A 26,404-nucleotide genomic window follows, 5' to 3' on the forward strand; every position below is an offset into this window, starting at 1 on the left:
CATCCAGCGAGGCGCTGATGTTTAAGGCAGCGCTTCGTCAATATCCAAACTGAAGTCTTCACGTAACCGACTCAAATTTGGGTTGTAACATGGATCTTGGGCGATAATTGCGGGCCACTTTTGTCGCATATATTGAATTTCACGTTGCTCGCGCGCTTTTTTGCTTGGCGTGTCTTCTTTGCCGCGTGACTTCGACTCGTAATGATACAGTTCAGCGTCAGGGGTGAAGACATTGCGATAGCCGCGTTGCAAAACTTTCAAGCAAAAATCGACATCGTTGAAGGCAACTTGGAGGTCTTCTTCAAGCCCACCGACTTCTTGATAAATTGATTTACGTACAAGTAGACAAGCGGCGGTGACTGCGCTTAGGTTTTGCACGGTTCGTAGACGCTGCTGGTGACCCGGTTCGTTGCGATGATAGTGCTTATGACTATGTCCTGCTAAACCCCAAATGCCGAGAATTACACCGGCATGTTGCACTGTGTTATCGAAATAATAGAGCTTAGCGCCAACACAACCCACATCTTTGCGCACACTATGTCGCACCATTTCAGTCAGCCAGTCGCGATTAATCACTTCTGTGTCGTTGTTAACTAGGCCGATGATTTCACCACGTGCTTGGGTGACGGCGAAATTATTGATGGAGGAGTAATTAAACGGCTCGTCGTACGTTACGACACGAATTCGTGGGTTATGCGAGAGTACTTTAAACCATGCCAATGTTTCTGGCTGTCGACTCTGGTTGTCGACAATGATGATTTCGTAGTTTGGATAACTGGTACGCTCGAGAATGCTATTCACGCACAGCTTCGTGATCGCTAACGCATCGCGCGTTGGAATAATTAAACTGACGAGTGGCGGCTCTTCTGGCAGCTTAAAATTAACTTTCAGTAGTTTGCTTGAGCGCCATTGAATCGTGTCTACCTGATCATCAGTCTGTTCGGCATAGCGTTGTACTGCGGCTTCAATGACGCATTTTTCACTCTCGCTGTAGCGAATTTTAGATTGATCGTGCTGATGCAGCAAAATCAAAGGAATATGCACGATGGAGTCAAGCTCGTGCGCCGGTGCTTGCGAACGCAGCCGGAAGTCCGCGAGTAATGAACTGATTGCATTCAAGTTGCGGACGTGGTCAAGCTGGTGCAGCAACTTATTGTTTTTGAGTTCGTTGACGACACTGCCGTGCAACCAGAGTGCCCGACCGAAATAGTTTTGATTAAAGAGAAAGTCTGTGTTCCATTGCGGCTTGAATTTTGGTGCAATGCGGAATTTGCCGTCGGCAATTTTGTCGTGGTCGCTGTAGATCGCACGGGCTTTAGGATTCTGTTGTATGGTTTGCGCGAGCAACTCTCCGGCACGGGCTGACAAAATGTCCCCCGCTTCAACAAACAGATACCAATGCTGCGAATCGACATTAGCGTCGCTTTCAATAAAACGTTGCCATGGCATAAATTCAACGTCGGGATAGCTTTGTTTGAGCTGTTTGATGCTTCGCTCTGTTCGACTTTGCCCGTTGGTTACCTTGCTGTCCTTGATCACCACACGAAGAGTCGCAGCTTGAGGGACTGTGCTGGGACTTAGCTGTTTGCTGAAAATGACCTGTTCTTGCTGATCGCACCAATATTCATAAGGGTCGCTGCTTACTGTTTGATAACTTAACAGCGGCTGATAGGTGGCAATCAATTTTGCCAGCGCAGTTTCTCGGCCTGCACGTTTATAACGAGCTCGGGTTAACCGATAAATATAATCCCAAGGCTGTTGGTTCGCACGGTCACGACGGGAGACGGTTGCTAACATTTTTTGCCATGCACGCGGTGCGCTGATCGAACCAAGCGACACCGAAAACTCAAGTTGCTTATTGCTACCGTTGGTAAAATGCAAACTGACGTGGCGTAGCGGAGTATGGCGGAAAAAAACCAAGGACAAGGTACGATCATTTTCGATTAATAAGTCGGCGCCATGGTGGTTACTATTTTGGGTGATGCGGACGATTTGTTTGCGACGAATAAACTCTATGGCCGCGGCATTTTTCGCCCGCAGTTTCACGCAGTACCAGCCGGGCGAGGCCGGTGCTTTGGCGCTTAATTTTATCCGCTCGGGTTGCGTGTACTCTTGTCGCCAGCGCCAACCTTTCAGATTAATTCGAATCATGCTTTTAAGCATAGGGGGAAAAGTGTGTCCTTAAATATTGAGATTCTGCTGCCCAATTATGCCGACTCACTGCACGGTGTTGTGGGTCCGCGTGATGATACTGATTGCCGTGCTGAGAAGCAAAGTTGAATCCGTAAATTTTCAGTTTTTTTAAATTATTTACGTTGTCGTCCTGACTAAGAAGTTGTCGGATTAACTCCAGTACTAATAAACCTGCGCTCGGAGGCGCCGATAAGCTGCGAACCAAGGATTGCCAGTAGTGTAACGGGATGCTGATAACGGGCGTTTGCTGTTGGGGCTCAACATGACGGTTCGATTCGTCTAACAGTAAATGTCCGAGATGTGCCCAATTCTGTTGCCACCAGAGCATATCGGGACCACTGAGCAGGATACTGTCAAAATATTCTGGGAATGGACCATCATAACCGGGAGCAACCACCCAAACATTGGTCTTTTGGCCTATGTCTTCTCGACGTGTATGCTCGCTGGCGAAGTGATTAAACCGGATAACAATGTCAGCGGCGTCGATCGATGCCCCCAACTTACTCGCTCTGAGGTCGGGGCTATTGCCGACGACAGCGATGCTTTGCGCTCGTTCGATTTGCTCGATGAATGCCTGAAACCAGTCGGATTGGTGGTTTCGCCATTGGCGGATTTGATTGCGATATTGCGGCTCAACCGCTGGCTCTGTGTGGCTCTGCCGGTGCTCGAGTAAATTATCGATTTGGCGCACTTGATAACGGTGCAAACCAATACAGGTGCGATATAAGAAGGGCAGTTGGCGTAATTTTGCAAGCTTCTGCTGTTGACGCGAGGATGGTGGAATACCCAAGGCGCGCTGGAAACTCACGGTGTGCAGATAATCTAACGGCAGTTTACTGTGAGCATAGAGTCGACGCCAGTCACGCAGCAGCTCAGGCCGATAATCACCTGCGCGCATGGCTAATTTAAGTTCGCGTCGAAATGACTTCATGCACGATGTCCTTGAGTTGCAATCGTCAGTAATTGTTCTGCATGCTGCTCGACTTGAAACGCAGCTTGATGCTTTGCTGTTTTTGTTCCTTGCAATGATTCTAGAATAGCAGCTTTTATTGTGTCATACCAAATGGTTACCGATTCATTTTGGTGCAAAGGGATCAGCTTGAGTGTCGCGCCTTCAAGCCGTTGCATATCAGGAATCGCTGTGGCGACTGTGATGGCGCCAAAATGTGCAGCTTCAATCGCTTTTAATGCTGATTTATGATGGTTAAATGGCTGATCTTCCAATGGTGCTAGATTCACTGAACTGGCGGCTACGTGTTTACGATACTGCTGGAAGGGGACTTTATTTGAGGTTTGCAGTTGCTCGGTGTTTGCACCAAATTGGTGCAACTGACGCAGTAGTTCGGCGGTGGTGTCCGGATGGAGGACACCAGTAATATGCAATTGCCAATCTGGAAAATCGGCAAGAATTTGGGCTATCGCCGGTAGTATCAGACTGAAGTCTCGGTCGTGGCTTCGAGTGCCGGGGAAATAGGTTAAGCGTGGTGGCTGTGGTTTACTCGTAATAGCTGTTTGATGCCAATACCGGTGAACACTGTTATAGATTAGGTGGAGTGGCGGAGTTTGGCGTTGATGTTTACGAAATAGCGCTGAAACCTTAGCAAGTAAAGGCTCGGTTGATACGGAAACGGCACAACCATTGGTTTGAAAACACAATAGCGCGCGTTGATGACGCAAGAAGTTTTTCGTCGTTTGTTTCAGCGTCACGAGTTGATTGACGACGCCGGGGCTAAATTGGGCATAATCGGTATCGAAAACGAGATCATCAAAATCAGCCACGCAAATACAGCCTTGACGTTGTAAGCCTTTGATAAGCCAGTTAAAGCCGAAGCGCCAGCGAGGGCGGTGAAAAACAACGAAGTCATAGCGTTTTTGCCGTGCTCGTTGATTATGAAAAATACTCGGGAATTGTGTATAGTGCAGCAAATCAACCTGATGCCCCAGTTCTCGTAACGCAAGTGCGGGATTCTCACAACGATAGATAAATGCGGGGTCCTGCAAGAATTTTTCTGGGTGATTGGTATGGGCAACGAATGCGATGCGAAAGCTCAACCGATGCTCCTTGTTATTCTTAGCTGCATATTGGGTCGGAATCTACGTCTCATTGTAAGGGATCTTTAACGAAAGGAAAGAACAAGTTGCAACCACTCGCACGTCCCGATTGTTTTCTAACCACCTCGAAAGGTATTGCTGCGATCACCGACTTACCGCGTTTGCTTGGTGCACCGGTTGAATTTTGCCGCACGTCTCGGCGTTTGCGCCAGTTACAAGCCCAGTATAACGAACTGGTTGTTATCGCGTGGGGACGAAAAGCGACCGCGGAAGCCGCCGAGCACTTTGCCCGCACGCATGCTCTTAAGCTTTGGCGCTGTGAAGATGGTTTTTTGCGTTCCGTTGAGCTCGGCCATCTGTCGGCACCTTTGAGTGTCGTTATCGACGATCTCGGTATTTATTATGATGCTCGCCAGCCGTCGCGACTGGAACAGTTGATCACAACCCCATGGGATTCTGCTGAAGCCACGGAAAATGAAGCACGTGCGCAAACCTTGATTCAACATTGGCGTCAAGCTCGAGTATCGAAATACAATTCAGCACGAGAATGCCTGCCGGATTGGTTGACGGAGTCGCCCTTTGTTTTAGTGGTCGATCAAACTTATGGCGATGCGTCGATTACCTATGGATTGGCCGATGCGGAACGATTTCAGCAGATGCTGCTTGCGGCCCAAACGCAATTTCCGCATCATCGAGTTGTCGTCAAGACTCATCCTGACGTATTGGCTGGCAGTAAACGCGCCCATTTTTCCCCAGATCGTCACCCTGACTGCGATTTCTTAGCGGATAATATTCACCCACCGGCGTTGCTTGAACGCGCTGATGCGGTGTTTTGTGTCACCTCGCAAATGGGCTTTGAAGCACTGTTGTGGGGTAAGCCGGTTTATACCTTTGGTATGCCATTTTATGCAGGTTGGGGGCTGACTGACGATGCACTGAGTGCGCCGGCACGTCGACAGGGAAAACCAACGTTGGCTAAGCTGGTGTACGCTGCGCTGATTGAATATCCGTGTTATGTTCACCCTGACCGTCAACAAGGGTGTCAGATTGAAGAACTTTTACCTTGGTTTGCCTTGCAACGACAACAACAAGAACGCTTTCCGCCGCGACTGTGGGCAGGCCGCTGGCCGCGCTGGAAGAAGCCGATTCTCGAACGTTTTATGCGCGGTAGTGAGTTGTGCTTTGCAGCCGACGGTGCTGTCAATCAAGAGCGGTTACCGAGTGTTGGATGGAGTGCGTCAGCAACGACGGATATCCGCGTTGAAGACGGCTTTATTCGTTCCGTTGGGCTTGGCGCTGATTTGATTGCACCGCAGTCTTGGGTGTTTGATTGTCTTGGCATGTATTACGATGCCACGCGCCCATCGGATTTGGAACGTTTGCTCTTGACCCACACATTTAGTCAAGAAGAAATCCAGCGAGCAACGCAGGTACAAGCGCAATTAGTCGCGACGAGGGTGAGTAAATACAATGTCGGTGAAGCCAGTTGGCGACGACCGCAGACACAACAGCCGGTCATTTTAATACCAGGACAAGTTGAGTCGGATGCCTCAATACAGTTAGGCTCGCCTACGTACAAAACAAATTTAGCGTTAATTCAGCAGGTTCGTCAGGCGCACCCGGATGCATATTTGCTGTATAAACCCCACCCCGATGTGAGAGCTGGTTTACGGGTACAGGGCAGCGCTGAGCAACGCGCACTCGAGTATGTTGATGAAGTCGTCGTTGATCAGGATATTGCCCACCTTTTGGAGCAGGTCGATGCCGTGCATACCTTGACCTCACTGAGTGGATTCGAGGCGTTACTGCGCGGGGTTAGTGTGGTTTGTTATGGTCAGCCGTTTTATGCAGGCTGGGGTTTGACGACGGATATGATTCCGCCGACGCGAAGGCAGCGGCGATTGACACTGGCCGAATTAGTGGCTGGCACTTTATTACTCTATCCGACTTATCTTAGTCGTCGAACCGGTTATTTTACGACGGTGGAACAGGTTTTGCTGGAGTTAGTTGATGCGCGGCAGGCGTGGCAACAACGCAGCACGACTCAGCGATGGCGGCAGTCGCTACAGACTCAGATCCGACGCTACGTGCAGCGGTTAAAACGGTTCTGAAACTGTGTTGTGTCGGATTCGGCGGACTGATAATATCAACGAGTTACTAACGAAGTAGGAAAACAACATGCAAGGTATTTCAAAAGTGCAACGCTCACAGCGTCAATTTCGGCTAATGAAGCGTCACGCTGTCCGCGGTTTTACGTTAGTTGAGCTACTTATTGTCATTGTCATTGTTGGTCTATTGGCATCGATTATTGGTCCGCAAATGTTCGGCAAAGTCGATTCGTCGCAAGTGCGTACCGCAGAAGCGCAAATGCGCATGTTGCAGACTTCGATAAATACCTTCCGCCTTGACGTAGGTGACTTTCCACAGAATCTTCAAGAGCTACGCCAAAGTGATCGGCGCGGTTGGGATGGGCCCTATTTTCCGCAGGAAATTCCATTAGATCCGTGGGGCAATTCTTATGTTTATGAGCGTCCGGGGCCGGACGGAAAACCTTATATTTTAAAGTCGTTAGGTCGCAACGGGCAGCCTGGTGGCGAAGGGATTGACGCAGAAATTGTGTTGAACTAGTTCGAATTTAATTCATTTGTAAGACGGAAGCAGGAATACGCATTCATGGTCGATGTTGAGACGTTACTGACACAAGAATTACATGTGTCACCTGAAGAAGTGCAAAAAGCGTCGTTGTATCAACAGCGCCATGGCGGTCGCCTTGAGCAAATATTAGTGCGCATGGGTGCTTTGTCTTCCGAATTACTGCCGCAATATTACACCCAAGTATTCTCGGTGCCACTGATTAGTGCAGACGAACTGGCGGTCGTGACCGAACGCGATGACTTTGTCCAAGTCTTGCAGGAAGCCGTGCCTGAACACCTGCGGCAATCATGGCAGCGCGTTGGCTTGTATCCGATTAATCCGCATCAACTCCGGGCGTCCGCCGATGCCAACCTGATCTTGGCTTGCCTAAATCCGACAGATATCGCTGCAATGGATGTCCTCGCCAGCTACGACGAACGGACGGTTGAATTGCGGATCTGTACGGAAGAGCAGATGGCGCTGGTCGAGCAAGCGAGTAAATCGGAAGTCAATCACGACTCGGGTGTTGATTTAAGCTTGCTTGAAGAAGACCGTTTACGGGAGCTTGCAAGTGAAGCACCGACCGTTAATTTGCTCAACAATCTGATTGCCAAAGGGTTGCGTCGACGGGCTTCGGATATGCACCTCGAGCCCTGGAAGGGGAAGGGCCGAGTGCGCTACCGCGTGGATGGGGTTTTGCATGATGCGGACTTAATTCCAGCGCGGATGCTGTTACCCGTAGTGACCCGGTTAAAATTGCTCGCCAATATGGATATTGCGGAAAAGCGCCGACCGCAAGATGGCAAAATTGATATTCGTGTTGATGGCCGTAACGTGGATATTCGAGTATCAGCGATGCCAGTTGGTGAAGGCGAAAGCGTCGTTATGCGTTTTCTGTTGCAAGATTCATTGTCCTATGATGTTGGCGCGCTGGGGATTGAGCCGGACATTGAAGCCAAATTAATGGATGATATTCAGTCAACATCCGGTGTGGTGCTGATGACGGGTCCTACTGGCTCGGGTAAAACAACGAGTTTGTATTCGTTTTTAACCCGCCGCAATGAACCCGGTGTCAAGATTATTACTATTGAAGATCCGGTGGAATATCAACTCGATGGTATTAATCAGGTGCAGGTGCAAGCTGATATTGGCTATACGTTTGCGAAAGCGTTGCGAACCGTTGTTCGTCAAGATCCTGACATCATCATGGTCGGTGAAATTCGTGACCAAGAAACGGCAAGTATTGCGTTACAGTCCGCACTGACCGGTCATTTAGTTTTTAGCACACTTCATACCAATGATGCGGCAAGCGCTTACACGCGTTTGCTCGACTTAGGTGTGGAAGAGTTCCTGTTGAGTGCAGCGGTCAAAGTTGTGTTGGCTCAACGCTTAGCACGAAAATTATGTCCGCACTGTAAAGTACCTGACACCGACGCGGCAAAAACTGCAGCAAAACTTAATTTACAGTGGCTCTGTGACACCTTTCATGTGTCGCCCAGCTACCATAAAGCGGTCGGCTGCGAGCACTGCGGACACACAGGCTATCTCGGCCGGGTGGCGATTATTGAGTATTTAAAATGTGATGATGAACTCACGGCATTGTTGGGTAAACCCGATTTCCTGCAGGCAGCAGCAAAACTTAATCGCCAACGTGGCTCGCGCTCCTTGCTCGAAGATGGCATGCTCAAAGCCATGCGTGGTGAAACGTCAGTTGCAGAAGTGATGCGGGTGGCTGGCTAATGGCTCGATTTCGTTACAAAGCCTATAACCAAAGTGGTGTGCGTCAAGACGGTGTGCTTGAGGCCGAAAGCGAACAACAGGCACGGCAACGGCTCCTTGATGACGGTTTATTATTAGAAGAATTGACGGACGCGGTTGAGGGACAGACGCTCAGTTTGTTCAATAGCAGCCAGTTAAACTTAAGTGATATTGAGTTTATTACCTCGGAACTTGCCCTGTTGCTGACGGCAGGTTTGAAAGTCGACAAAGGCTTGGCAATTTTAATTAAAAATGTCAGTAAGCCAGCACTGCGTGAGTTTTTACAAAAAGTCCTTAACCAGCTCAAGCAAGGGGAAACACTTTCCTCGGCGTTGGCTGAACATCCCGCGTTTAGTGAGCTGTATATCGGCTTAGTAAAAATTGGCGAAGAAACGGGTGACTTAACCGGCGTGTTTAGTCGTCTTTCAAGTGAAATTAAATATCAACTCGATTTACGTGACAAGATCCGCCAAGCTTTAGTGTACCCGGCCGTTATTCTAACCGTATGCTTGGGTGCATTGATTTTTATTTTTAATTTTGTCGTGCCCAATCTTGCTGATTTATTTGCCGGTCAAGACGACTTACCAGCCTACACACGGGCGTTGATGGGCGTAAGTCACTTTATGTTGCAATGGCAATGGTATTTGTTCTTCGGCATCGTCGCTGGCGCGATTGCAATTTATCAGTTACGTAATCATCCCAGCATTGTTGAAAGTTTTAGCTGGATGCGCGAGTCCTTGCCGATTGTTAAAAGGGCGAACCTACTCGTTGAGCGCATTCGCTTTAATGCCGGACTCGCCACCATGTTAGCATCGGGCATCGCGATCGATCGCGCACTCAAACTGGCTTTGAATACGCTGCGCACAGCGTCGCTGCGCAATGAGGTAAGGTTGGCGACCGAGAACGTCAAACGAGGTCAGGGATTAGCGTTAAGCCTCAGTGAAACCCGATTATATCCGGACTATTACGCGGCGCTATTAGCTATTGGCGAAGAGAGTGGTGAATTGGCACAGGTCTTCGGTGAAATGGCTGAGCGTTCACGACGAACTTTTTATGCATGGGTGACGAAATTTACCAGTCTACTTGAGCCGCTGCTGATTCTGGTCATGGGTGGTATCGTCGGTAGTGTTGTTGTCATCATGATGCTGAGCATTTCAGCAGGTACGGACATTGCGCTATGACCGGCGGGCGAGGCTTCACTCTGATCGAACTCTTAGTGGTCCTCGCCATCGTCGGCCTGCTTGCGAGTTTAGTCGGCCCCGTCGGTTTTCAACAGTATGAGCGTGTCCGCGCGATTGAAGAACGTGAACAACTTTATCGCCTATTGGAAGCAGCGCGCTTTGATGCATTCAATAAGAAACAGCCACTTACATTCGCGCTGCGCGACCGTGAAATCGTCATTTGGCGCGGCCAACGGCAAACTCCCGAACGCACGATTGAGTTTGAGCGTTTAAGCTTCCCGGAACAGCAGATCACGGTAAACGTCCATGGCTATTGGAGTCATGAGACCGTTTTATGGCAAGAAGCCAATCAAGAGCGTTCGCAACGGCTTCGTTCAGTTGCTGCAGATGCCGAACTTGAATCCTCTTCTGCAAATCGTCGCGAGGTTGGTGGATGATCACACAACAACGCGGCTTTACCTTGATCGAAATCCTTATTGCGATGACCATATTGTTCGCAGCGGTAGCGACGAGCATGTTGGCGTTTCAAAATAGTATGCACAGTACTGAGCGCGCTGCACGCGCAGTGACACTGTTGACGCCAGTGGACGATATTATTGCGCATATCCGTGGTGAATTGCAGGAGCAAGTTCTGCACAACGCCGCTGACGAACTGAGCGGCGATGGGCGTGTCCTTGCGGTAGATTATCAATGGCGGGCTACTGTCGATGCGCGTCGCTATCCCAGCGAAGCTACCGCCACGTTAGAGTCTGAACGGGTCAATGCGCAGCGCGAGTTTATCTTATACCGTATTGAATTAACGCTCACCCAAGATCGCGCCCAGCGAGATTTCGAGTATTTGGAGTTGGTATGGCGAAATCGCGCTCGCAGTTAGGCTTTACCTTAATCGAAGTCTTGTTGGCAATGGCTTTGTTGATGTTGTTGATCCTAACGGCAGGCCTTGTCTACGATTATGTGAACCAGAATTGGCAGCGTCAGCAAACGGCCTATCAAAATGCAGTCAATGCGCACATGGACTGGCGACAAATGAGCCGTGTCGTGCGCAATACCTATCCGCGAATGGTGTACGCCGAGGATCCGTTTCAGTATTTTGGCGCACAATCAGTGCCACCTTACGGCTTTTATTTTCTCGGTCGTGACAACGGATTTACCGGTGTTTCTTATATGAGCTTGCAAGATCCAGAACAACCTTCAGTTTTTCGTCTTTTCCGAGAACCCGATCCGGACGAGCCGGAGCTTTGGCAACTTGTTTACGAAGAAGCGCCGTTGGCAAACGTTGGGTTATCGTATGCTAGCGTTGAGTTACCCTTTAACCTCCGGCGGGTCTTGCGCCAAGGTTTAGCGCAGATAGAGTTTGACTATTTCGCCTATCCTAGCTTTAGCCAGCGGCAGCGTAGTCAATTGATCAGCGTTGACTCGTCTGCTCAGCGCGAGGGGATGCCACGTTGGTTCAATCAATTTGACGGCCTTGAATCCGGCGAACATCCGTTTCGCTTGCGCTTGCGCATGGACGAGGAAACCATTGTGTGGCCTTTGCAAGATTCAGTTAGTGCGCAACGGGCGCGCTGGGAGTTTCGCTAATGTTGCAGCAGCGGGAAAACGGCTTCGCGCTTTTTCAGGTGCTCATTATGGTCAGTATCATTAGTATTTTGATGATTCTCGTCATGCAATATGCGTTGCGTGCAACGCAGCAAAGCGATGACCTGCAAAATTCGGTGAATAAGCAGTTGGGACTTTATTCAGCGATGAATCTGATTGAATTTGAACTCGCAACCCAACCTTGGAGTGGCCAAAATTCAGTGGCCCAGCGTTGGCAAATCAATTTTCATGGGCAACCGCAGCTGATTTCACTGCCGGAACGCCGAGTGTTCACTGCGATCGACTCCGAAGCTTGGGTGACCATACAGAATCAACGAAGTTTACTGGACTTGCGTAACCCGGATGAACATAACTTCCGCCGAATTGCGGTCGCAGCGGGTATCGCAGAGGATCGTGTGAGCGCCTTACATCGTTCCTTGCAACTGTGGCAATTGCGTTATACCTCGGCTAATCGCTCGCGTGTACAGGCGAGGCAAAGTGCATTTGCTGAACTCACACACTGGTCGGAATTAACCAGTGTGCCGGGCTGGACTGAGGATGACATGTTGCGTTTACGTCCTTTTGTCACATTTCATGGTCAGGACATGAATGTTGCGCATGCCCCCGAACTCATTGTGAATGCTTTGTTACCAGCGACACAAGCTGATATAGTCGCAGCATGGCGAGAACAGCAACGGACTGGGCCGATTGATGGCATCGGACAAGTTGCGCTTGATCAAGTGCCACGGCGAGTTCAGAGTATTAGCCTCGAGCAGGGCGATGTGCATCTTCATCGGCTGGTCGAGATTCGCCCACATAATCGGCAACCACTGCGAAGAATCGTGAATGACTAGAACAATAATGCAGGCATTCAGCCTACAGCTACAGAGGGTGTTCGTGTTGTATGAATGAACATCAGCAGAATAAAATACCGTCAGCTTGGTTTTCGCGCTATCTGAGCCGCGGCCTGAGCTATGTGCAAAAATCTGGCAAGGTTTTGTCGTTGCAACAAGCTGAACAGGGGCGGTTTACGTGGCGCGAAGTAAACACAACGCCGAGTCGAATGCCGATTTTGGTGCTTTCGCGATCCTGTTATCAAGAACAATGGGAGCAGTTTCCAATTCAAAGCGAGCGGGCTTTGAAAAAGATCTTGCGTAATCGTCCGAGTGAGCAGTTACAGTTGCATTTCATTGGTCCTTTTCATCAAGGGCATCGGCGTGTATTAACCATTCGCATCGCAGCAAGTCTCAATCCGTTAATTGCCAAAGCTTGGTGGGTCGTACCTGAGTCGTTGTTGTTTGCCCGTGCGGCGAGTGACGAAACGACAATGGACGTGATTCATAGTCCTGATGGTGTCTATTATTTATTGCCTCGTCCGCAAGGCGAGTGGGTTAGTGTTCGTCGGTCGGCTGTTGTCCGCGATGCGCAAATAGCGTTGCTGTCAATGGGCGGTGCCGTTGCTGCAGCGACTCGTGAAATTGACTCGGCGACTTTTCCAGCGCGATTGCTGGCTGCCGTTCAATCATTGACGTTTAATGATGTCGTCGCGGCGTGGAAACCGGTGCAAACAGAAGGTGGTAAATCGCTTCCTTGGCTACCGATGGTGAGTGTGCTGATTGCGTTGATTACCGTGTATGCGTTGACCAGTTCTTGGTACCTTGACGCAGCGACAAAGAGTCGCCAAGCACAACTTAATACGCAGTCAAACGAGCTCCAACATGTTCTCTCTGTGCGTCAGATGCTTGACCGTGAGGTGGAGTTACATCATGCCATCCGCGCAAGTGTGCCAGACCAACGTGAGTCGCAGTTCTATTGGCTTTTGGTCATTGAGCTTGAAAAAGCGGGTGCGCGAGTACAGTCGTTACGTGGGCGTGAACAGCGGGTTAGCATCGTTGCTGATGCACAGTCGGCGACGCAAGTTTTGGTTGCGCTGCAAGCGTTACCTTTTGTGCGTCAAGCCGAATTCTCGGCGCCAGTAAGGCAGTCGCCACAACGGGCCGAGCGATTCACTCTTGATATTCAGCTTGATGGAGAGCGATTCAATGCTGAAGAATAAAACGACCTTGTTGGCTCTCATTGCGATTTTAGCGATCGTTCGGTTCGTGTTGATTCCTGTCTTTGAAGGGCAAGCAGATAAACAAGTGCAGTTACGCATGGTCTCGGATCAGTTAGGGCGAGCGGAAGTATTACTCGACAACGCCGACGCTTTGACTGCTGAACTGGAACGGGTACAAGCCATTAATCAAGAAGTGGGGTCATTCTTGCCTGTGATGCGTGACCGATCGACTGCGCGTGTGCAATTGCAGCAAACCATCGAAGGGTTGGCACGAGAAAATAGCACTCAAATCAGCCTTTTTGACTGGACGCAGCAGCGAAATCTAGTTGACGGTCAATTAAGTGAGTTACATGCCCGCGTCGTGATTCAAGGTTCATTATCACAACTCGCTGCGTTTCAGCGTAGCATGCAAGAACGTTTGTTGTTTGTGTCGATTGAGAATTTTGAGATGCAGACGACATCGGGTGGTCGGCCAGGTCAGCAAAATTATCGACTAACCCTTGCCTTGCGAGCAAACATTTTGATAGCGGAGGCATTGTGAAGCGTTATTTGATGATGTTGAAGCATCCTGCCGTTGCGCTGACGTGTGCGCTTGCGGTGCTTTGGTGTCTCGTCGATTTCTGGCAACGTGTGTATATTTCTATCGAGCATGATACGAATTTACGCGACAGTTCGGTGGCCGCTTTTGACCCGGTGCCGCGATCCGTTGGTACGACAACTATTGACGCTTGGCTACAGGCTCAGCGTCGCAGTGATGAAGTTGTTAACGAGGAGGATCCGGCCGAACAGGAAATGCCTCAACTCTATGGTGCCGAGCGACTTGGCGCCATGCAGGTGCGGGTGCGCGGCACGTTTTTGAGTGCCGAACGGCAAGTCCGGGTCGCATTGATTGAAGTATTGGTCGACGGTGACGCTGAACCGAGCTTGAAGCGAGTGGTGGTCGGTGATGCACTGAATGAATTTGTGGTTACTGACGTTGAAGCCGCGCGTGTTCGGCTTACGGACGACAGTGAGAACTCTTATGAAATTTCTGTCTTCGCATGGCAGCCGGAGGCACTTGCGCCCAACCGGCAACAACCGCGACAGTTAGACCCAGGTGAATTTGATGAATCTAAATTTTAATCACAGTAAGGCAAAAGTCATGACGACAAAATCGGTGGCGCAGCTAGCGTCGGTGGTAGTGATGACACTCGTAATTAGCGGGTGTGCACAGTCACCCAAGCAACTCGAAGTTAATCCGCATCGGTTAATGACTGATGAGCGAGTGTACGCCGAGGATGACGCCGATGTGCAAGTCTCCGGAGTCGAAGAGTTCCGTATGCAGCGCTTGACACCGCTTTCAAGAAGTCGCGCTGAACTGCGACATGGTGAACAGTTAGCGCAACGCTTTCCGGATTCTGATCGACAACAAGTTGCCGCGAATAACCTGAGTATCCCTGAATTTGTACAGTTGGTCTTTGGTGAACAATTGGGAGTGAATTACCTCCTTGCTGATGATCTGCCGCAAGTGTCACCGGTGACTCTGAACATTTCCGAGCCGGTCTCATCACGACGTCTTTTTCGCTTGACCGAAAGTCTGTTAGCCGAACGGCGGTTAGGAGTAGTGGAGCGTGAAGGTACTTTTTATATCCATGGCGTTGACTCTGCAAGCGAACAAATGACCGCGATTGGTATTGGTCGTCAGTATGCCGATGTGCCTGACACAGTGCAGCAAGTTCTGCAGGTTGTGCCCTTGCGGCACGGTATCAATATCAGCTTAGAGCGCACGCTCAATAGTCTTTCGACTGCTGAGCTAAACTTTGATATTCAACAAAATGTTATTTTTGTGCGCGGCTCCCGTACGCAAATCTTGCGGGTTATTGACCTAGTCAACATCCTCGATGTGCCGTCAACCCGTGGTCGATTTATTGGCCTGCAAGAACTCGTTTATATCAGCCCTGAAGAGTATATGACGAAGATGCAGGAGCTATTAGAGGCCGAAGGGATTCAGTCTGGTTCGCGCGGCGCAACTGGCGCTGCACTAATTATGGTACCGATTCCTCAGATTGGCGCGGTTGCTATTTTTGCGGGTGACGAGTTCGTGCTTGACCGCGCGGAATATTGGGCCCAGCAGATCGACCGACCTTCTCGCGGCGCGGAAATGCGCTACTATATTTATCATCCACGCTATGCCCGCGCCCAGGATCTTGGCCAGTCGATTGCACCCTTGATTGGAGGGAGCTCATTTGCTGGTCAGCAGGGTGGCGATAGCACACGTGACACGCAAAGTGCGCAAGGCGGGCAACAGCGCAGTGCAGTCATTAGTAGTGAAGCGGAAGGAATACGAATGACCGTCGACGAGCGCTCCAATAGTATTCTCTTTTACACTCAGGGCGAAACCTTTCAGTCGTTACTTCCCATTATCCGCCGGCTCGATGTGATGCCGAAGCAAATTATGCTCGATGCGACCATTGCTGAAGTCACTATGACCGACGAGTTCGCTCAAGGTTTTGAGTTCGCATTTCGTAGTGGTCGTTTAACAGGTGGTACCACCAATGCTTTAGGCGTCTCTGAAATGGGGGGCTTGCGGTTAAATTGGACAGACGGCATCTCTAATTTATTAGCGCGACTTTCAGCAACATCGAGCTTGGTGAACGTCTTGTCGAATCCTACTTTAGTCGTACGTGATGGAGTTTCCGCCAGTATTAACGTGGGTAACGATATTCCGACGGTAGGATCGACCACAACCAACCCTAACTTTGAAAGCCAGACGACGAATATCGTCTATCGTCGCACCGGCGTGAACTTAACCGTGACGCCGACGGTGAACGCGCAAGGTCTGGTGGTGATGCAGATCAACCAACAAATATCGAATACGTCGTCGAGTGGTCCAACGCTTGCAGGCTCACCGAGTATTTTTGAGCGCACGGTGCAAACTGAAGTGATTGCACGCAGCGGTCAAACCATTCTCCTTGGGGGGCTTATTTCTGAGAATAACTCCGAGAATACGTCGTCGGTTCCATGGGTGCAGCGGGTACCTTTGTTCGGTCGTTTATTCGAAGGTGAAAGTCGCCAACGCGAGAAAACTGAACTTGTGATCTTCATTACGCCTCGAATTATCGAGGATCTGAATGAGTGGGATCATATTCGCCATACCATTTCTCAGGGTTTAACGACAATAAAAATCGCTGAAGAGTAAACAAATGCTATACAAAACCTTATTGTAAAGGATATAGTGTGCGTGTTGCATTGTTGTTGTTTAATGCTACATTTAGGAAGTCTGAAAATGACATCTAGGGAGAAGCGCCATCAAATCGCCATAATAGTATAAAATATAATCAAACCGTTGGTGATTGGTGGAGAAAATTAAACGGTGTGAACAACAATTCGTTAGAGTTATTAAAATTAAAGTTCACAACCATTGACATAATGTTAATGATTTTTGATAATCGGAGAGACTGTTTACGTAACAGGTCTTTGGAAAACAATAAGTAAAGGGCATGATGCCCTGAATCTTAATTTCATGAAATTGGAGATAAGCATGAACAACATGTTTAAGAAAACGCTAGTTGCTGCTGCTTTAGCGGGCATGTCTGCAACAGCATTCGCGGATGTTACAACTGCGCCTGTATTCGTTTCTGACGAATATAAGAACGTAGTTGACGGCACCGAATTCAACTCGGTACGTGCTAACGAATTTGGTTACACGTTCCAAAACGAACTTACAGCTGGTGATATCGTTGAAATTACTTTCAGCAAGTTACCACAAACTGGTTTGAACGCGTTTGGTACTCGTACTTTTGAAGGCGATGCAGACCTTAAAGCGTTCACTTTAGGTGTAATTTCACGCAACGCAGAAACTCGTACTCTTCGTTACCGTGTAACTAACATCGATGACGCAAACAACATTGACAAAACAACAATTGGCGCGACCGTGAACTTCGGTCAAGGCATGCGTTTCTCTGTTGCTGACCTCGATGCTGAAGTTACTATTCGTGTATTAGCGGGTGGTGACGAGCTTGAGAACAGCCGTGATTCAGGCCGTTTATTCTCAACCACTTCTCAGTACGCTTGGAACGCAGCAACTGGTAACGGTGTTCGTTTCCAATTAGTTGATGACGCTTCACGTACAATCTCTGTCTACAACGATCGTCAAAGCTTTGGCTTTAACCCAATCGGCGGCGAGAACGACACTGTAGTTGCAACTTGGCGTGCAGTTGGTGCTGGCGTTGGTGCTTTCGAAAACCACGGCGGTGACGTTGTAAACAGCCCTGAAGGCAACGCTTACTACGCGATGACTCGCTATGCGCGTCACGTTGTATCTGGCGAATTCGGTTGGTTAGCTGCATGGCATGCGACTCCAAACGGTCTGTGGAGCGACTTCTTGACTGTTTCTTGTGACAACGATCAAGACCACTTCGCTGGTCAGCGTCCAGGTAATGCTGAAGCAGTAGTTGTTTCTGGTTCTTCTGTAACCTTTAACTGCTGGGGCTTAGGCGACGCGAGCATCGCTCTTGATATGGGCGGCGCAATCGCAGCTGGCGCAATCAACTTCTTGCCAGAGTCTGAGTTCACTGTAAACTCTTCAGTTCAGTACAACTTGCACCGTGGTAATGCTTACCGCGTGAATGGTACTGCTGGTGTTGTGAACCGTGGTCAAATGTTCAACTTCGCTGGTGTTGACCTTGGCGAATGGCGCATCGAAGATGGTACTTTAATCACCATCCCTTACTTGCCACTTGACCGTGAATTAGACGTACGTGTTTCTTTACGTGCTGATTCTGGCTGGGTAGATTGGCCACGTCAGGGCGCTCTTGGTTTCATTGACCAGCGTAGCCCAACTGTACGTGACGCTAACAGCGGCTACGGTTACGGTGACGTATTCGTAATGGTTAACGGTACTCACTACTTCTTCTTGGGCACTAACGTTGCTCAAGGCGTGAAGAACATTGGTCCATACTTGACTGATGCGTTAGCAGCTCTTGACCTTGAGTCAGAAGGTGCACACGTTGAATTGTTCATCTTGGCTGCTGACCAAGACGTACAAGTTCACTCTTCATACGTCGGTGCTGACGGTGACACCGTTCCTGTACACAACGATTCTATCGAAGTGCGTCAGGTTCAAGGTTACAACCGCCAACACCAGTACAACATTCGTTAATTGATGTTGTATCGTTAAGCACATGAAAACGCTCCTTCGGGAGCGTTTTTTTTATCTTGTTGTTGATTGCGGCAATAGGCAGGTTGTGAAACAATGGAACCGTCAAAAGCCATTCGATTACACGAAAGTGGACTTCTATACATTGAATATAAGGTCAAAATGACATTGTGACTCCGTCTTTATTACCAGTCTTTTGGTTGTTTATAACCGTCGTATTGACCACGTTTGTGGTGTTGCGATTACTTGCTCCGCATGCTGCGCGTCTGCATCTTATTGATCTCCCCAACCGTCGCAAACTCCACGAAGGTCAAGTGCCGCTGATTGGCGGAATTTCGATTTATCTCGGCGCAATGTGTGGCTTTTCACTCTGGTTGTTGATGCGCCAGAGTATTGCTATGGACGAAGTCTTTTTTTGGTTGGTTGCAACGTTAACGGTACTCGTCGGTGTCTATGATGACCGTCGAGATCTGAGTGTTCGTTTACGCATTGTATTTCAAGCATTGCTCATTTTATTGTTGGTCGTGGGCTCCGGAAATCAATTAAATGATCTTGGATTTCTCTTTGGGGAAGGCTTTGGGGTTGTTGACCTGGGTATTTTTTCCCTTATTTTTACCTTGATTGCCATGCTGGGTATTGTGAATGCCTTTAATATGGTGGACGGAATTGACGGTTTACTCGGTGGTTTAGCGCTTGTTTCGCTGACCAGTTTAGCTTGGTTGGCTTGGACAGACGGCGCCATGATTATCGCCAGCACCGCGTTACTGGTTGTTGCTGGGTTAGTCCCTTTTTTACTCTGCAACCTTGTACCGCAACGATTGGGTTGTAAAAAGGTATTTATGGGTGACGCTGGTGCGCTGTTTATCGGTTTAACAGTGGCATGGTTGCTTGTTTTAGCGAGCCAAACGGATGCTTTAGCGGAGGCCGTGGCCAATGGCACCGCTGTTGCGATGAGTGAATCTGTCATTCGTCCGGTCACGGCGTTGTGGTTGGTAGCGATTCCACTGATGGATACCGTTGCTGTAATTATTCGCCGTATTGCTGCCGGGCGTAACCCATTTAAGGCCGATCGCGAACATTTACATCATCTGCTTATTCGCTATGGATGTAGCCAATTACAGGCCATGTTGCTGATTGTCACCGCAGCTTTCCTTTGTGCTGGCATTGGCGTATTGAGCGATATGTTGCGGCTGTCTGAGGTTTGGATGTTTGTAAGCTTTTTAAGTCTTTTCGCTCTTTACTATGCGGCCTTGTCGCTTGCATGGCGCAGAGTATAATGTGGCACAAGGATCGGCCAGCCGCGAGTTGGTCTGGATTAGGACATTCTAAAAAGAGAATTGTTTGATGAAAATTGCAGTAGCAGGAACAGGGTATGTTGGCTTATCGAATGCGATGCTGCTAGCCCAACACAATGAAGTAACCGCGATCGACATCGTACCTGAGAAAGTGGCGATGTTGAATCGTGCGGAATCGCCGATAGAAGATCAGGAAATCGAGACATTTTTACGGGAAAAGTCACTGAGGTTTACAGCGACACTGGATGCCAATGCGGCCTATCGAGATGCCGAAATTGTTATTATTGCTACGCCAACTGACTATGATCCGGTGTCGAACTTTTTCAACACTTCATCAGTAGAAGCTGTGATTCAACAAGTGATGGCGATCAATGCCAATGCCATGATGGTGATTAAGTCGACCGTACCTGTTGGTTATACGGCGGACGCTCGGCAACGTTTCAATAGCGAGAATATCGTCTTTTCACCGGAGTTTTTACGGGAAGGCAAAGCGTTGTACGACAACCTGTACCCTTCGCGGATAATTATTGGCGAACGTTCAGAGCGGGCGCAAGTGTTTGCGGATTTATTGCTGCAGGGCGCACTTAAAAAAGACGTACCAGTTTTGTTTACGGACAGTACTGAAGCAGAAGCGATTAAGCTGTTTTCTAATACTTATTTGGCATTGCGTGTCGCCTACTTTAACGAGCTGGATACTTATGCCGAGTTGCACCAGCTGGATACCAAACAAATTATCGAGGGTGTTGGTTTAGACCCACGGATTGGCAATCACTATAACAATCCTAGTTTCGGTTATGGCGGCTATTGCTTACCCAAAGATACGAAGCAGTTGCTTGCGAACTACAATGATGTACCACAGAATTTAATTCAAGCGGTGGTTGAAGCGAACCGTACCCGCAAAGACTTTGTCGCTGAGTCAATTATTCGGAAGAATCCGAAAGTGGTCGGCGTTTATCGCTTGGTGATGAAAACAGGCTCCGATAATTTCCGGGCGTCCGCCATTCAAGGCGTCATGAAGCGGATTAAAGCGAAAGGTATTGAAGTCATCGTTTATGAGCCAGTCCTCAAAGAGGATTCGTTTTATAAGTCGCGAGTCATCCGTGATCTCGACGCATTTAAAGCTGAGGCCGATGTCATCGTGTCGAACCGCATGGCCCCTGAACTCGAAGACGTCGCGGAAAAGGTCTATACCCGTGACTTGTTTAACAGTGATTAATAGCCATTGGAGATACGACCAGAGATGATTTACGCATGAAGGTTTTAGTTACAGGAACCGCTGGCTTTATTGGTTTTCATGTTGCCAATGCGTTGTTGGCCCGTGGTGACGACGTGGTCGGTGTGGATAATCTCAACGACTACTATAGTGTTGCACTTAAATATGGTCGCCTTGCCGCTGCTGGCATTGCCGATGAAGCCGTTTCCGACAGTGCGCTCTGCCAATCAACGATGCATCCAGGGTATCGTTTTCAGAAACTCGATCTGGCAGACAGAGACGCGGTGGCAGCGCTGTTTCAGCAGGAGTCGTTCGATGCGGTCTGTCATTTAGCTGCTCAACCGGGTGTAAGGTATTCGATGGAAAACCCACACGCCTATATTGACGCCAATATCACCGGTTTTATGAACGTCTTAGAAGGTTGTCGTCACGCCCAGGTCGATAATCTGTGTTTTGCCTCGAGCTCGTCTGTTTATGGCTTGAACGAAGTGATGCCATTTTCAACCCGAGACAATGTCGACCATCCAATTAGTTTGTATGCGGCGACTAAAAAGGCGAATGAGCTGATGGCGCATACCTATGCGCATTTGTATGGTATTCGGACAACGGGCCTCCGATTTTTTACCGTTTATGGGCCGTGGGGAAGGCCGGATATGGCACCCATGTTATTTACGCGTGCCGCACTCGCGGGTGAGCCGATTAACGTCTATAACTATGGTGAGATGGCGCGCGACTTCACGTATGTTGACGATATTGTTGCTGGAATTTTACGCGTGTTAGATAAGCCAGCTGAACCAGACCCAGCATGGCGCGGGCAAGCTCCCGATCCGTCGAGCTCGTCGGCAGCGTATCGACTGTACAATATTGGAAACAGCCAACCAGTGCAATTACTTGATTTTATTGCCGCAATTGAACTTGCAGTTGGATTTAGAATCGAAAAAAGACTGTTACCAATGCAACCGGGTGATGTTCCAGCGACCTATGCTGATGTCAGTGCGCTTGAGCATGATTTAGGCTACCGGCCGAATACGCCGCTGCAACAGGGTGTCGATGCGGTTGTCCGTTGGTATCGCGAGTTTTATCAGGTTTAGTTCGTGCTAAGCCACCCGTAGTGGGAAACAATAACAATGAGATGGAACGCTGCATGAGATTACTATTAGCTGCCCTCTTGGGTGCCGTTATGGCCGGATGCGCATCAGCACCGGGCGATGTGCTGGAAACTTGGCGAATGTTTTTGAAAGATACCCCAGATGTCGAGTTGTCCCAGCGACAAATTCAGCGTTTCCCTCATAACTTGCAGTATGTTCGTATCGCGGATCAACCGCGCGTGGGGATGGTACTTGGTTTCGTGGATACCGTTGCCGGCGAACGCTATTACAATTGGATCAGCGCCGACCGTGAAACGATTGTGACGCTTCACGGTCGTGCCGTTCGGATCAGTAAAATTGGCGAGTTTCAATTATTGTCAGTCACCCACAAAGACGCTGATCCGGTCGCTGAATTGGCGCGCCAAGCAGATGCCGAGGGACGTTTAGGTCAGCAAGCGCGTTGGCAACGGCAGGTGGATTATCTGCGCAATGGTCGAACCCACACGGTTACTGCGGATTCAAGTTTTGAGGTGGTCGCTGAAGTCGATGTTGAATTACCTGCGCAAACCGTGCGCGCGTTCCATATTCGTGAACGCGGCCGCTTTGTTGAGCATAACCGGCGATTTACCAATGAGTTCTGGGTTGAAGCGGACGGTCATGTGGTACAAAGCCGACAGATCGTAGCTCCCGGTGCACCAGTTCTTGCATTCACACAAGTTAAATGGGTAGGTCGGCCATGATGAGAAAAAGTATTTTAGCGCTATCCATTGGCCTTGTTTTGAATGGTGCAGCTGTTGCGGCAAATGGCACTGAAGAAGAAACACAAGCGGTGCGGATTGCGGTCAATGATGCGCTTGATATTCGTTTTAATGAACGGGTGCGATTGCGCCAAGTACTTGAACATACACTGAAGTCTTGGGAAGAGAATGCGCGAGCGGAGCAGATTCCTGCGTTAGAGGTGTACTGGCCGCAAGTGCGCTTGGTGATGCTCGATCGCCAAGCTGAAGTGGAAGCAGAGCGGGAAGCTGTGTTACGTGATTTACAGGCGCTGTATGTCCATTGGCAGCGTCGCGGGAAAAACGAACAAGCACGACAAGTGCAGCATTTAGCGGAGCAGGTGCAGCGCTGGGAGCTTGGGTTCCAACCTTATGGTGTGCCGGATTTATTAGCAGCGCGGCAAAGCATCAATGACAATCCGCTTTTACCACCTGGACATTATCAATTGCGCTTGCCAGCACGGCCAAATACGATTTCGGTTTATGGTTTCACCCAGCAGGTCGGCTTACAGCCTTTGCAGCCGCGGCAAACTGTACGCAACTATTTACGCGCCCATGCGCGCGCTGACGTATTGCAAGGGCTTGCTCATGGCACCGAAGCATGGCGTATAAAGCCGGCAGAAGAAGCTGTGATGATTCCCTGGGGCTTGCACAATGCAAATGACAATGAGCTTAATCCCGGCGACATTCTTTATATTGGCTTTGATAATTGGACCTTGCCACGACGTTTTCGCCATTTAGAAACCGCTGTACCGGAGTTGTTGCGTCATTTTGTCCGCGATCCTCAGGCAGAGTCTGTCAATTTGGTTCGTAATGGCCGCGATATGACGCCAGAAGTTCCCTCAGCGCAGCATTGGCAACGACTCGACCGCTCGCCAACAACGGGAAACTATGGTGGGATTGGCTTGATGCAAATGCCGAATGCGCGTTTTGCCGAAGAGGGCGAAGTTTCCTTGAGTTACACTGACATGGATGCCTATCGCCGCTATGCGGTGAGTTTGCAAGTGTTAGAGTGGCTTGAAGCGACCGCATTCTACACCCGTGTTCCAAGTCGTCGGTACAGCCCATTCCCCGGCTTCAGTGGTGATAATATTTACACGGATAAGGGTTTCGATGTCAAAGTCCGACTTTGGCAAGAAAGTGAGTATATTCCTCAAATTGCTCTGGGCATCAAAGATTTAGGCGGAACGGGTCTGTTTGCATCAGAGTATCTTGTCGCGAGTAAACAAGCAGGACCTTTTGATTTTACCCTCGGCGCTGGGTTCGGCCGCATGGGAACGCGTGACCACTTTAAATCCCCATTTTGTCACCTTGCCGATTCGATGTGCGAACGTCCTTCAGGCTTTCGCCGAGGCGGTGGCCGGTTTGAGTACGATGCTTGGTTCCGGGGGCCGATGGCGTTGTTTGCCGGAGTCGAGTACCAAACCCCATGGGATCCGCTGCGCTTGAAAGTGGAGTATGATTCGAATAGCTATTTGGACGACTTTGCAGATGTCGATTTAACACCAAAAACGCCGATTAATTTTGGCTTAAATTACCGAGTCAGTAATGGTTTTGAGTTGTTTGCGTCCTACGAACGCGGCGATCAGCTTACCTTCGGTTTTAATCTGCACATGAATTTAAACAGCTTGTCGCAGATAAAACTTAAGCCAGATCCGGTGCCGCCCGCTGAACGCACAACGTATTCGCGAGTCAGCCAAATTAATTGGTTCGAAATGGATAACGACATTATGAACCAATATAGTTACGCATCCGGACGTTATTTGATCGACCGCGATGAAAATAATGACCGTGTTGTCACTGTATATACGCAGCCGTTGCGGCTTCGTGACCAAACCGAAATGCTCGATCGCACGGCGCGTGTGCTTGCGCGTGATTTGCCGCGTTCATTTAAAACCTATGAAATTGTCGAACAAACTGTGTTTATGCCCGTGGTTAAAACGGTTATTGATGCGGACGAATTTAAGGCGGCGATTAATAACGAAAATCCAGATGTCCAACCCCACGAAACCGAGCAATTATTTACTCGCGTCGATGTCGATAATCGACCGCCTTGGGATGATCGCCGTTGGGCGTATGGACCAGACTATCGTTTCGAAACGAATTACGGCTTAAAACCATTTTTCATTCAGACTTTCGGTTCTCCGGAAACGTTTCATTTTTATCAGTTAGGTACCATGGCGTTTGCCAACCGTTGGCTGACACCCAAATTAGAAGTTTTTGGTGAAGTAGGGATCAACATTGCCAACAACTTTGACCGCTTCAAGTTTACCGTCGATGCGTTTGACTTTTTACCTGTACCACGGGTTCGGACCTATGTTCGTGAGTACATGTTAAATGATGTTTGGCTGGATAGTTTACAGGCCACGTACTTCGAGCGTTTGAGCCGAGATGTGTACGCAATGGGCTACGCCGGTATGTTTGAGCGTATGTACGGCGGTGTCGGAGGTGAACTTTTATATCGTCCGCTTGACCGTCCATGGGCCATTGGTGTTGATGTCAATCAGGTTTGGCAACGTGACTTTAGTGGTGCGCTCGGTTTCCGTGATTATAACGAAACCACGGGTTTTGTTTCGCTTTACTATCACATGCCGTGGTTGCATGACTCACTATTGACCGTGCGCGCAGGACAGTTCCTTGCTGGTGATAAAGGGGTAAACATAACCTTTCAGCGGCGCTTTGAAAGTGGCGTAACAGTCGGTGCGTGGGCGTCATTAACCGATGTTTCGGCGACCGATTATGGTGAAGGTAGTTTCTCGAAAGGATTCTTTATGACGGTGCCATTTGATCTCTTGAGTGTCATTCCTAGCCGTCAGCATTTGGGTTTCAATTGGATTCCATTGAATCGTGATGGTGGGCAAATGTTGCAGCGCCGCATTCAATTACATGGTGTTACTGAAGGTCGATCGCCTTACTATAGTCGCTAAGGCCTGTTTAGCATTGGTTAAACCAATGTAAATTAATTGATTATTTGTAAAACAATCTATTGAAAAAAAAGGGTTTATGTAAGATAGTTGTAGGGTACGTCTACGGGATGTATGATGTACTCGATACATGTATCTAAACTAGGAAAGGTGTTATGAAAAAGATCACAATTGCTGTTATGTCGGCATTAGGTCTTGCAGTCACCCCCGTAATGGCCCAGGACGCTGGTGCCGGGGACAACGCAAGTGCCTTTGCTTTCGGTGATTACACCGGTTCGCAAATTGCTGGTGCTGCTGTTATTTTGGCGTCAACTGCAGCAATCGTTGGTGAGTCAAGCTCTAGTCCGCAGTTACCGATCGTTGGCGATGACGACGATGACGATGACGACGATGACGACGAAGAGAGAATGATCACATCATCGGCTTCCAGCAGTGCGACCAGGCAGGCCGCCGATTGTGCCGAGATCTGTCTCACGGAGTCCATCACAGCCGCGTTTGCCCTGCCTCTGCCGGAGAGCA

22 protein-coding genes are annotated in these 26,404 nt (G+C 49.2%); 19 read left to right on the forward strand and 3 right to left on the reverse strand.

Annotated features, from left to right (window positions below):
- Positions 1-21: 21 nt before the first annotated feature.
- From LAT77_RS11210 to LAT77_RS11220, 3 genes are read right to left on the reverse strand one after another with little or no spacing between them, the layout of a single operon-like run.
- Complete coding sequence (locus LAT77_RS11210) at positions 22-2,163, reverse strand: glycosyltransferase family 2 protein (RefSeq protein ID WP_290564655.1); 2,142 nt, start codon at positions 2,161-2,163, stop codon at positions 22-24.
- Complete coding sequence (locus LAT77_RS11215; protein ID WP_290564656.1) at positions 2,156-3,124, reverse strand: glycosyltransferase family 29 protein; 969 nt, start codon at positions 3,122-3,124, stop codon at positions 2,156-2,158. The genes LAT77_RS11210 and LAT77_RS11215 overlap by 8 nt, the downstream gene beginning before the upstream one ends.
- Positions 3,121-4,245, reverse strand: a complete 1,125-nt coding sequence (locus LAT77_RS11220; RefSeq protein ID WP_290564657.1) for a hypothetical protein — start codon at positions 4,243-4,245, stop codon at positions 3,121-3,123. The genes LAT77_RS11215 and LAT77_RS11220 overlap by 4 nt, the downstream gene beginning before the upstream one ends.
- 86 nt (positions 4,246-4,331) lie before the next feature.
- On the opposite strand from LAT77_RS11220, the gene LAT77_RS11225 reads away from it, so the two are divergent.
- From LAT77_RS11225 to LAT77_RS11315, 19 genes are all read left to right on the forward strand, one after another.
- Positions 4,332-6,356, forward strand: coding sequence for a capsular polysaccharide biosynthesis protein (locus LAT77_RS11225; protein WP_290564658.1), 2,025 nt, complete (start codon positions 4,332-4,334; stop codon positions 6,354-6,356).
- Positions 6,357-6,423: 67 nt separating this feature from the next.
- Entirely contained in the window at positions 6,424-6,873 is a 450-nt protein-coding gene (gene gspG, locus LAT77_RS11230; RefSeq protein ID WP_290564659.1) for a type II secretion system major pseudopilin GspG, read from the forward strand.
- A 45-nt stretch (positions 6,874-6,918) separates the two neighbouring features.
- On the forward strand, positions 6,919-8,619 hold the full coding sequence (locus LAT77_RS11235) for a GspE/PulE family protein (RefSeq protein ID WP_290564660.1): 1,701 nt from the start codon (positions 6,919-6,921) through the stop codon (positions 8,617-8,619).
- Positions 8,619-9,818, forward strand: a complete 1,200-nt coding sequence (locus LAT77_RS11240) for a type II secretion system F family protein (protein ID WP_290564661.1) — start codon at positions 8,619-8,621, stop codon at positions 9,816-9,818. The genes LAT77_RS11235 and LAT77_RS11240 overlap by 1 nt, the downstream gene beginning before the upstream one ends.
- Complete coding sequence (locus LAT77_RS11245) at positions 9,815-10,255, forward strand: type II secretion system protein (protein WP_290564662.1); 441 nt, start codon at positions 9,815-9,817, stop codon at positions 10,253-10,255. The genes LAT77_RS11240 and LAT77_RS11245 overlap by 4 nt, the downstream gene beginning before the upstream one ends.
- Positions 10,252-10,692 (forward strand): type II secretion system protein, encoded by a 441-nt coding sequence (locus LAT77_RS11250; protein WP_290564663.1) that lies wholly within the window; start codon positions 10,252-10,254, stop codon positions 10,690-10,692. Before LAT77_RS11245 ends, LAT77_RS11250 begins: the two co-directional genes overlap by 4 nt.
- Positions 10,668-11,399: a prepilin-type N-terminal cleavage/methylation domain-containing protein gene (locus LAT77_RS11255; RefSeq protein WP_290564664.1), complete on the forward strand. Its 732-nt coding sequence runs from the start codon at positions 10,668-10,670 to the stop codon at positions 11,397-11,399. The genes LAT77_RS11250 and LAT77_RS11255 overlap by 25 nt, the downstream gene beginning before the upstream one ends.
- Positions 11,399-12,250, forward strand: a complete 852-nt coding sequence (locus LAT77_RS11260; RefSeq protein WP_290564665.1) for a type II secretion system protein GspK — start codon at positions 11,399-11,401, stop codon at positions 12,248-12,250. The genes LAT77_RS11255 and LAT77_RS11260 overlap by 1 nt, the downstream gene beginning before the upstream one ends.
- Positions 12,251-12,300: 50 nt before the next feature.
- Positions 12,301-13,452 carry a hypothetical protein gene (locus LAT77_RS11265; protein ID WP_290564666.1) on the forward strand — a complete coding sequence of 384 codons (1,152 nt, stop codon included), beginning with the start codon at positions 12,301-12,303 and terminating at the stop codon, positions 13,450-13,452.
- Entirely contained in the window at positions 13,439-13,993 is a 555-nt protein-coding gene (locus LAT77_RS11270) for a hypothetical protein (RefSeq protein WP_290564667.1), read from the forward strand. The genes LAT77_RS11265 and LAT77_RS11270 overlap by 14 nt, the downstream gene beginning before the upstream one ends.
- A complete protein-coding gene (locus tag LAT77_RS11275; RefSeq protein ID WP_290564668.1) occupies positions 13,990-14,574 on the forward strand; it encodes a hypothetical protein in 585 nt (194 codons plus the stop codon). The genes LAT77_RS11270 and LAT77_RS11275 overlap by 4 nt, the downstream gene beginning before the upstream one ends.
- Positions 14,575-14,593: 19 nt before the next feature.
- On the forward strand, positions 14,594-16,630 hold the full coding sequence (locus LAT77_RS11280) for a secretin N-terminal domain-containing protein (protein ID WP_290564669.1): 2,037 nt from the start codon (positions 14,594-14,596) through the stop codon (positions 16,628-16,630).
- A 342-nt stretch (positions 16,631-16,972) separates the two neighbouring features.
- On the forward strand, positions 16,973-18,592 hold the full coding sequence (locus tag LAT77_RS11285) for a hypothetical protein (protein ID WP_290564670.1): 1,620 nt from the start codon (positions 16,973-16,975) through the stop codon (positions 18,590-18,592).
- A gap of 167 nt (positions 18,593-18,759) precedes the next feature.
- Positions 18,760-19,866: an undecaprenyl-phosphate alpha-N-acetylglucosaminyl 1-phosphate transferase gene (locus LAT77_RS11290; RefSeq protein WP_290564671.1), complete on the forward strand. Its 1,107-nt coding sequence runs from the start codon at positions 18,760-18,762 to the stop codon at positions 19,864-19,866.
- A 67-nt stretch (positions 19,867-19,933) separates the two neighbouring features.
- Complete coding sequence (locus LAT77_RS11295) at positions 19,934-21,100, forward strand: nucleotide sugar dehydrogenase (RefSeq protein ID WP_290564672.1); 1,167 nt, start codon at positions 19,934-19,936, stop codon at positions 21,098-21,100.
- A gap of 35 nt (positions 21,101-21,135) precedes the next feature.
- Positions 21,136-22,188 (forward strand): NAD-dependent epimerase, encoded by a 1,053-nt coding sequence (locus LAT77_RS11300; protein WP_290564673.1) that lies wholly within the window; start codon positions 21,136-21,138, stop codon positions 22,186-22,188.
- A 53-nt stretch (positions 22,189-22,241) separates the two neighbouring features.
- Positions 22,242-22,925 (forward strand): YjbF family lipoprotein, encoded by a 684-nt coding sequence (locus LAT77_RS11305; protein WP_290564674.1) that lies wholly within the window; start codon positions 22,242-22,244, stop codon positions 22,923-22,925.
- Positions 22,922-25,888 (forward strand): YjbH domain-containing protein, encoded by a 2,967-nt coding sequence (locus LAT77_RS11310; protein WP_290564675.1) that lies wholly within the window; start codon positions 22,922-22,924, stop codon positions 25,886-25,888. The genes LAT77_RS11305 and LAT77_RS11310 overlap by 4 nt, the downstream gene beginning before the upstream one ends.
- A 152-nt stretch (positions 25,889-26,040) precedes the next feature.
- Positions 26,041-26,404: hypothetical protein (locus tag LAT77_RS11315; protein ID WP_290564676.1), on the forward strand; the 364-nt coding region annotated here is incomplete at its 3' end.

The sequence above is a fragment of the Aliidiomarina sp. genome, assembly GCF_022565475.1.
GTDB lineage: Bacteria > Pseudomonadota > Gammaproteobacteria > Enterobacterales > Alteromonadaceae > Aliidiomarina.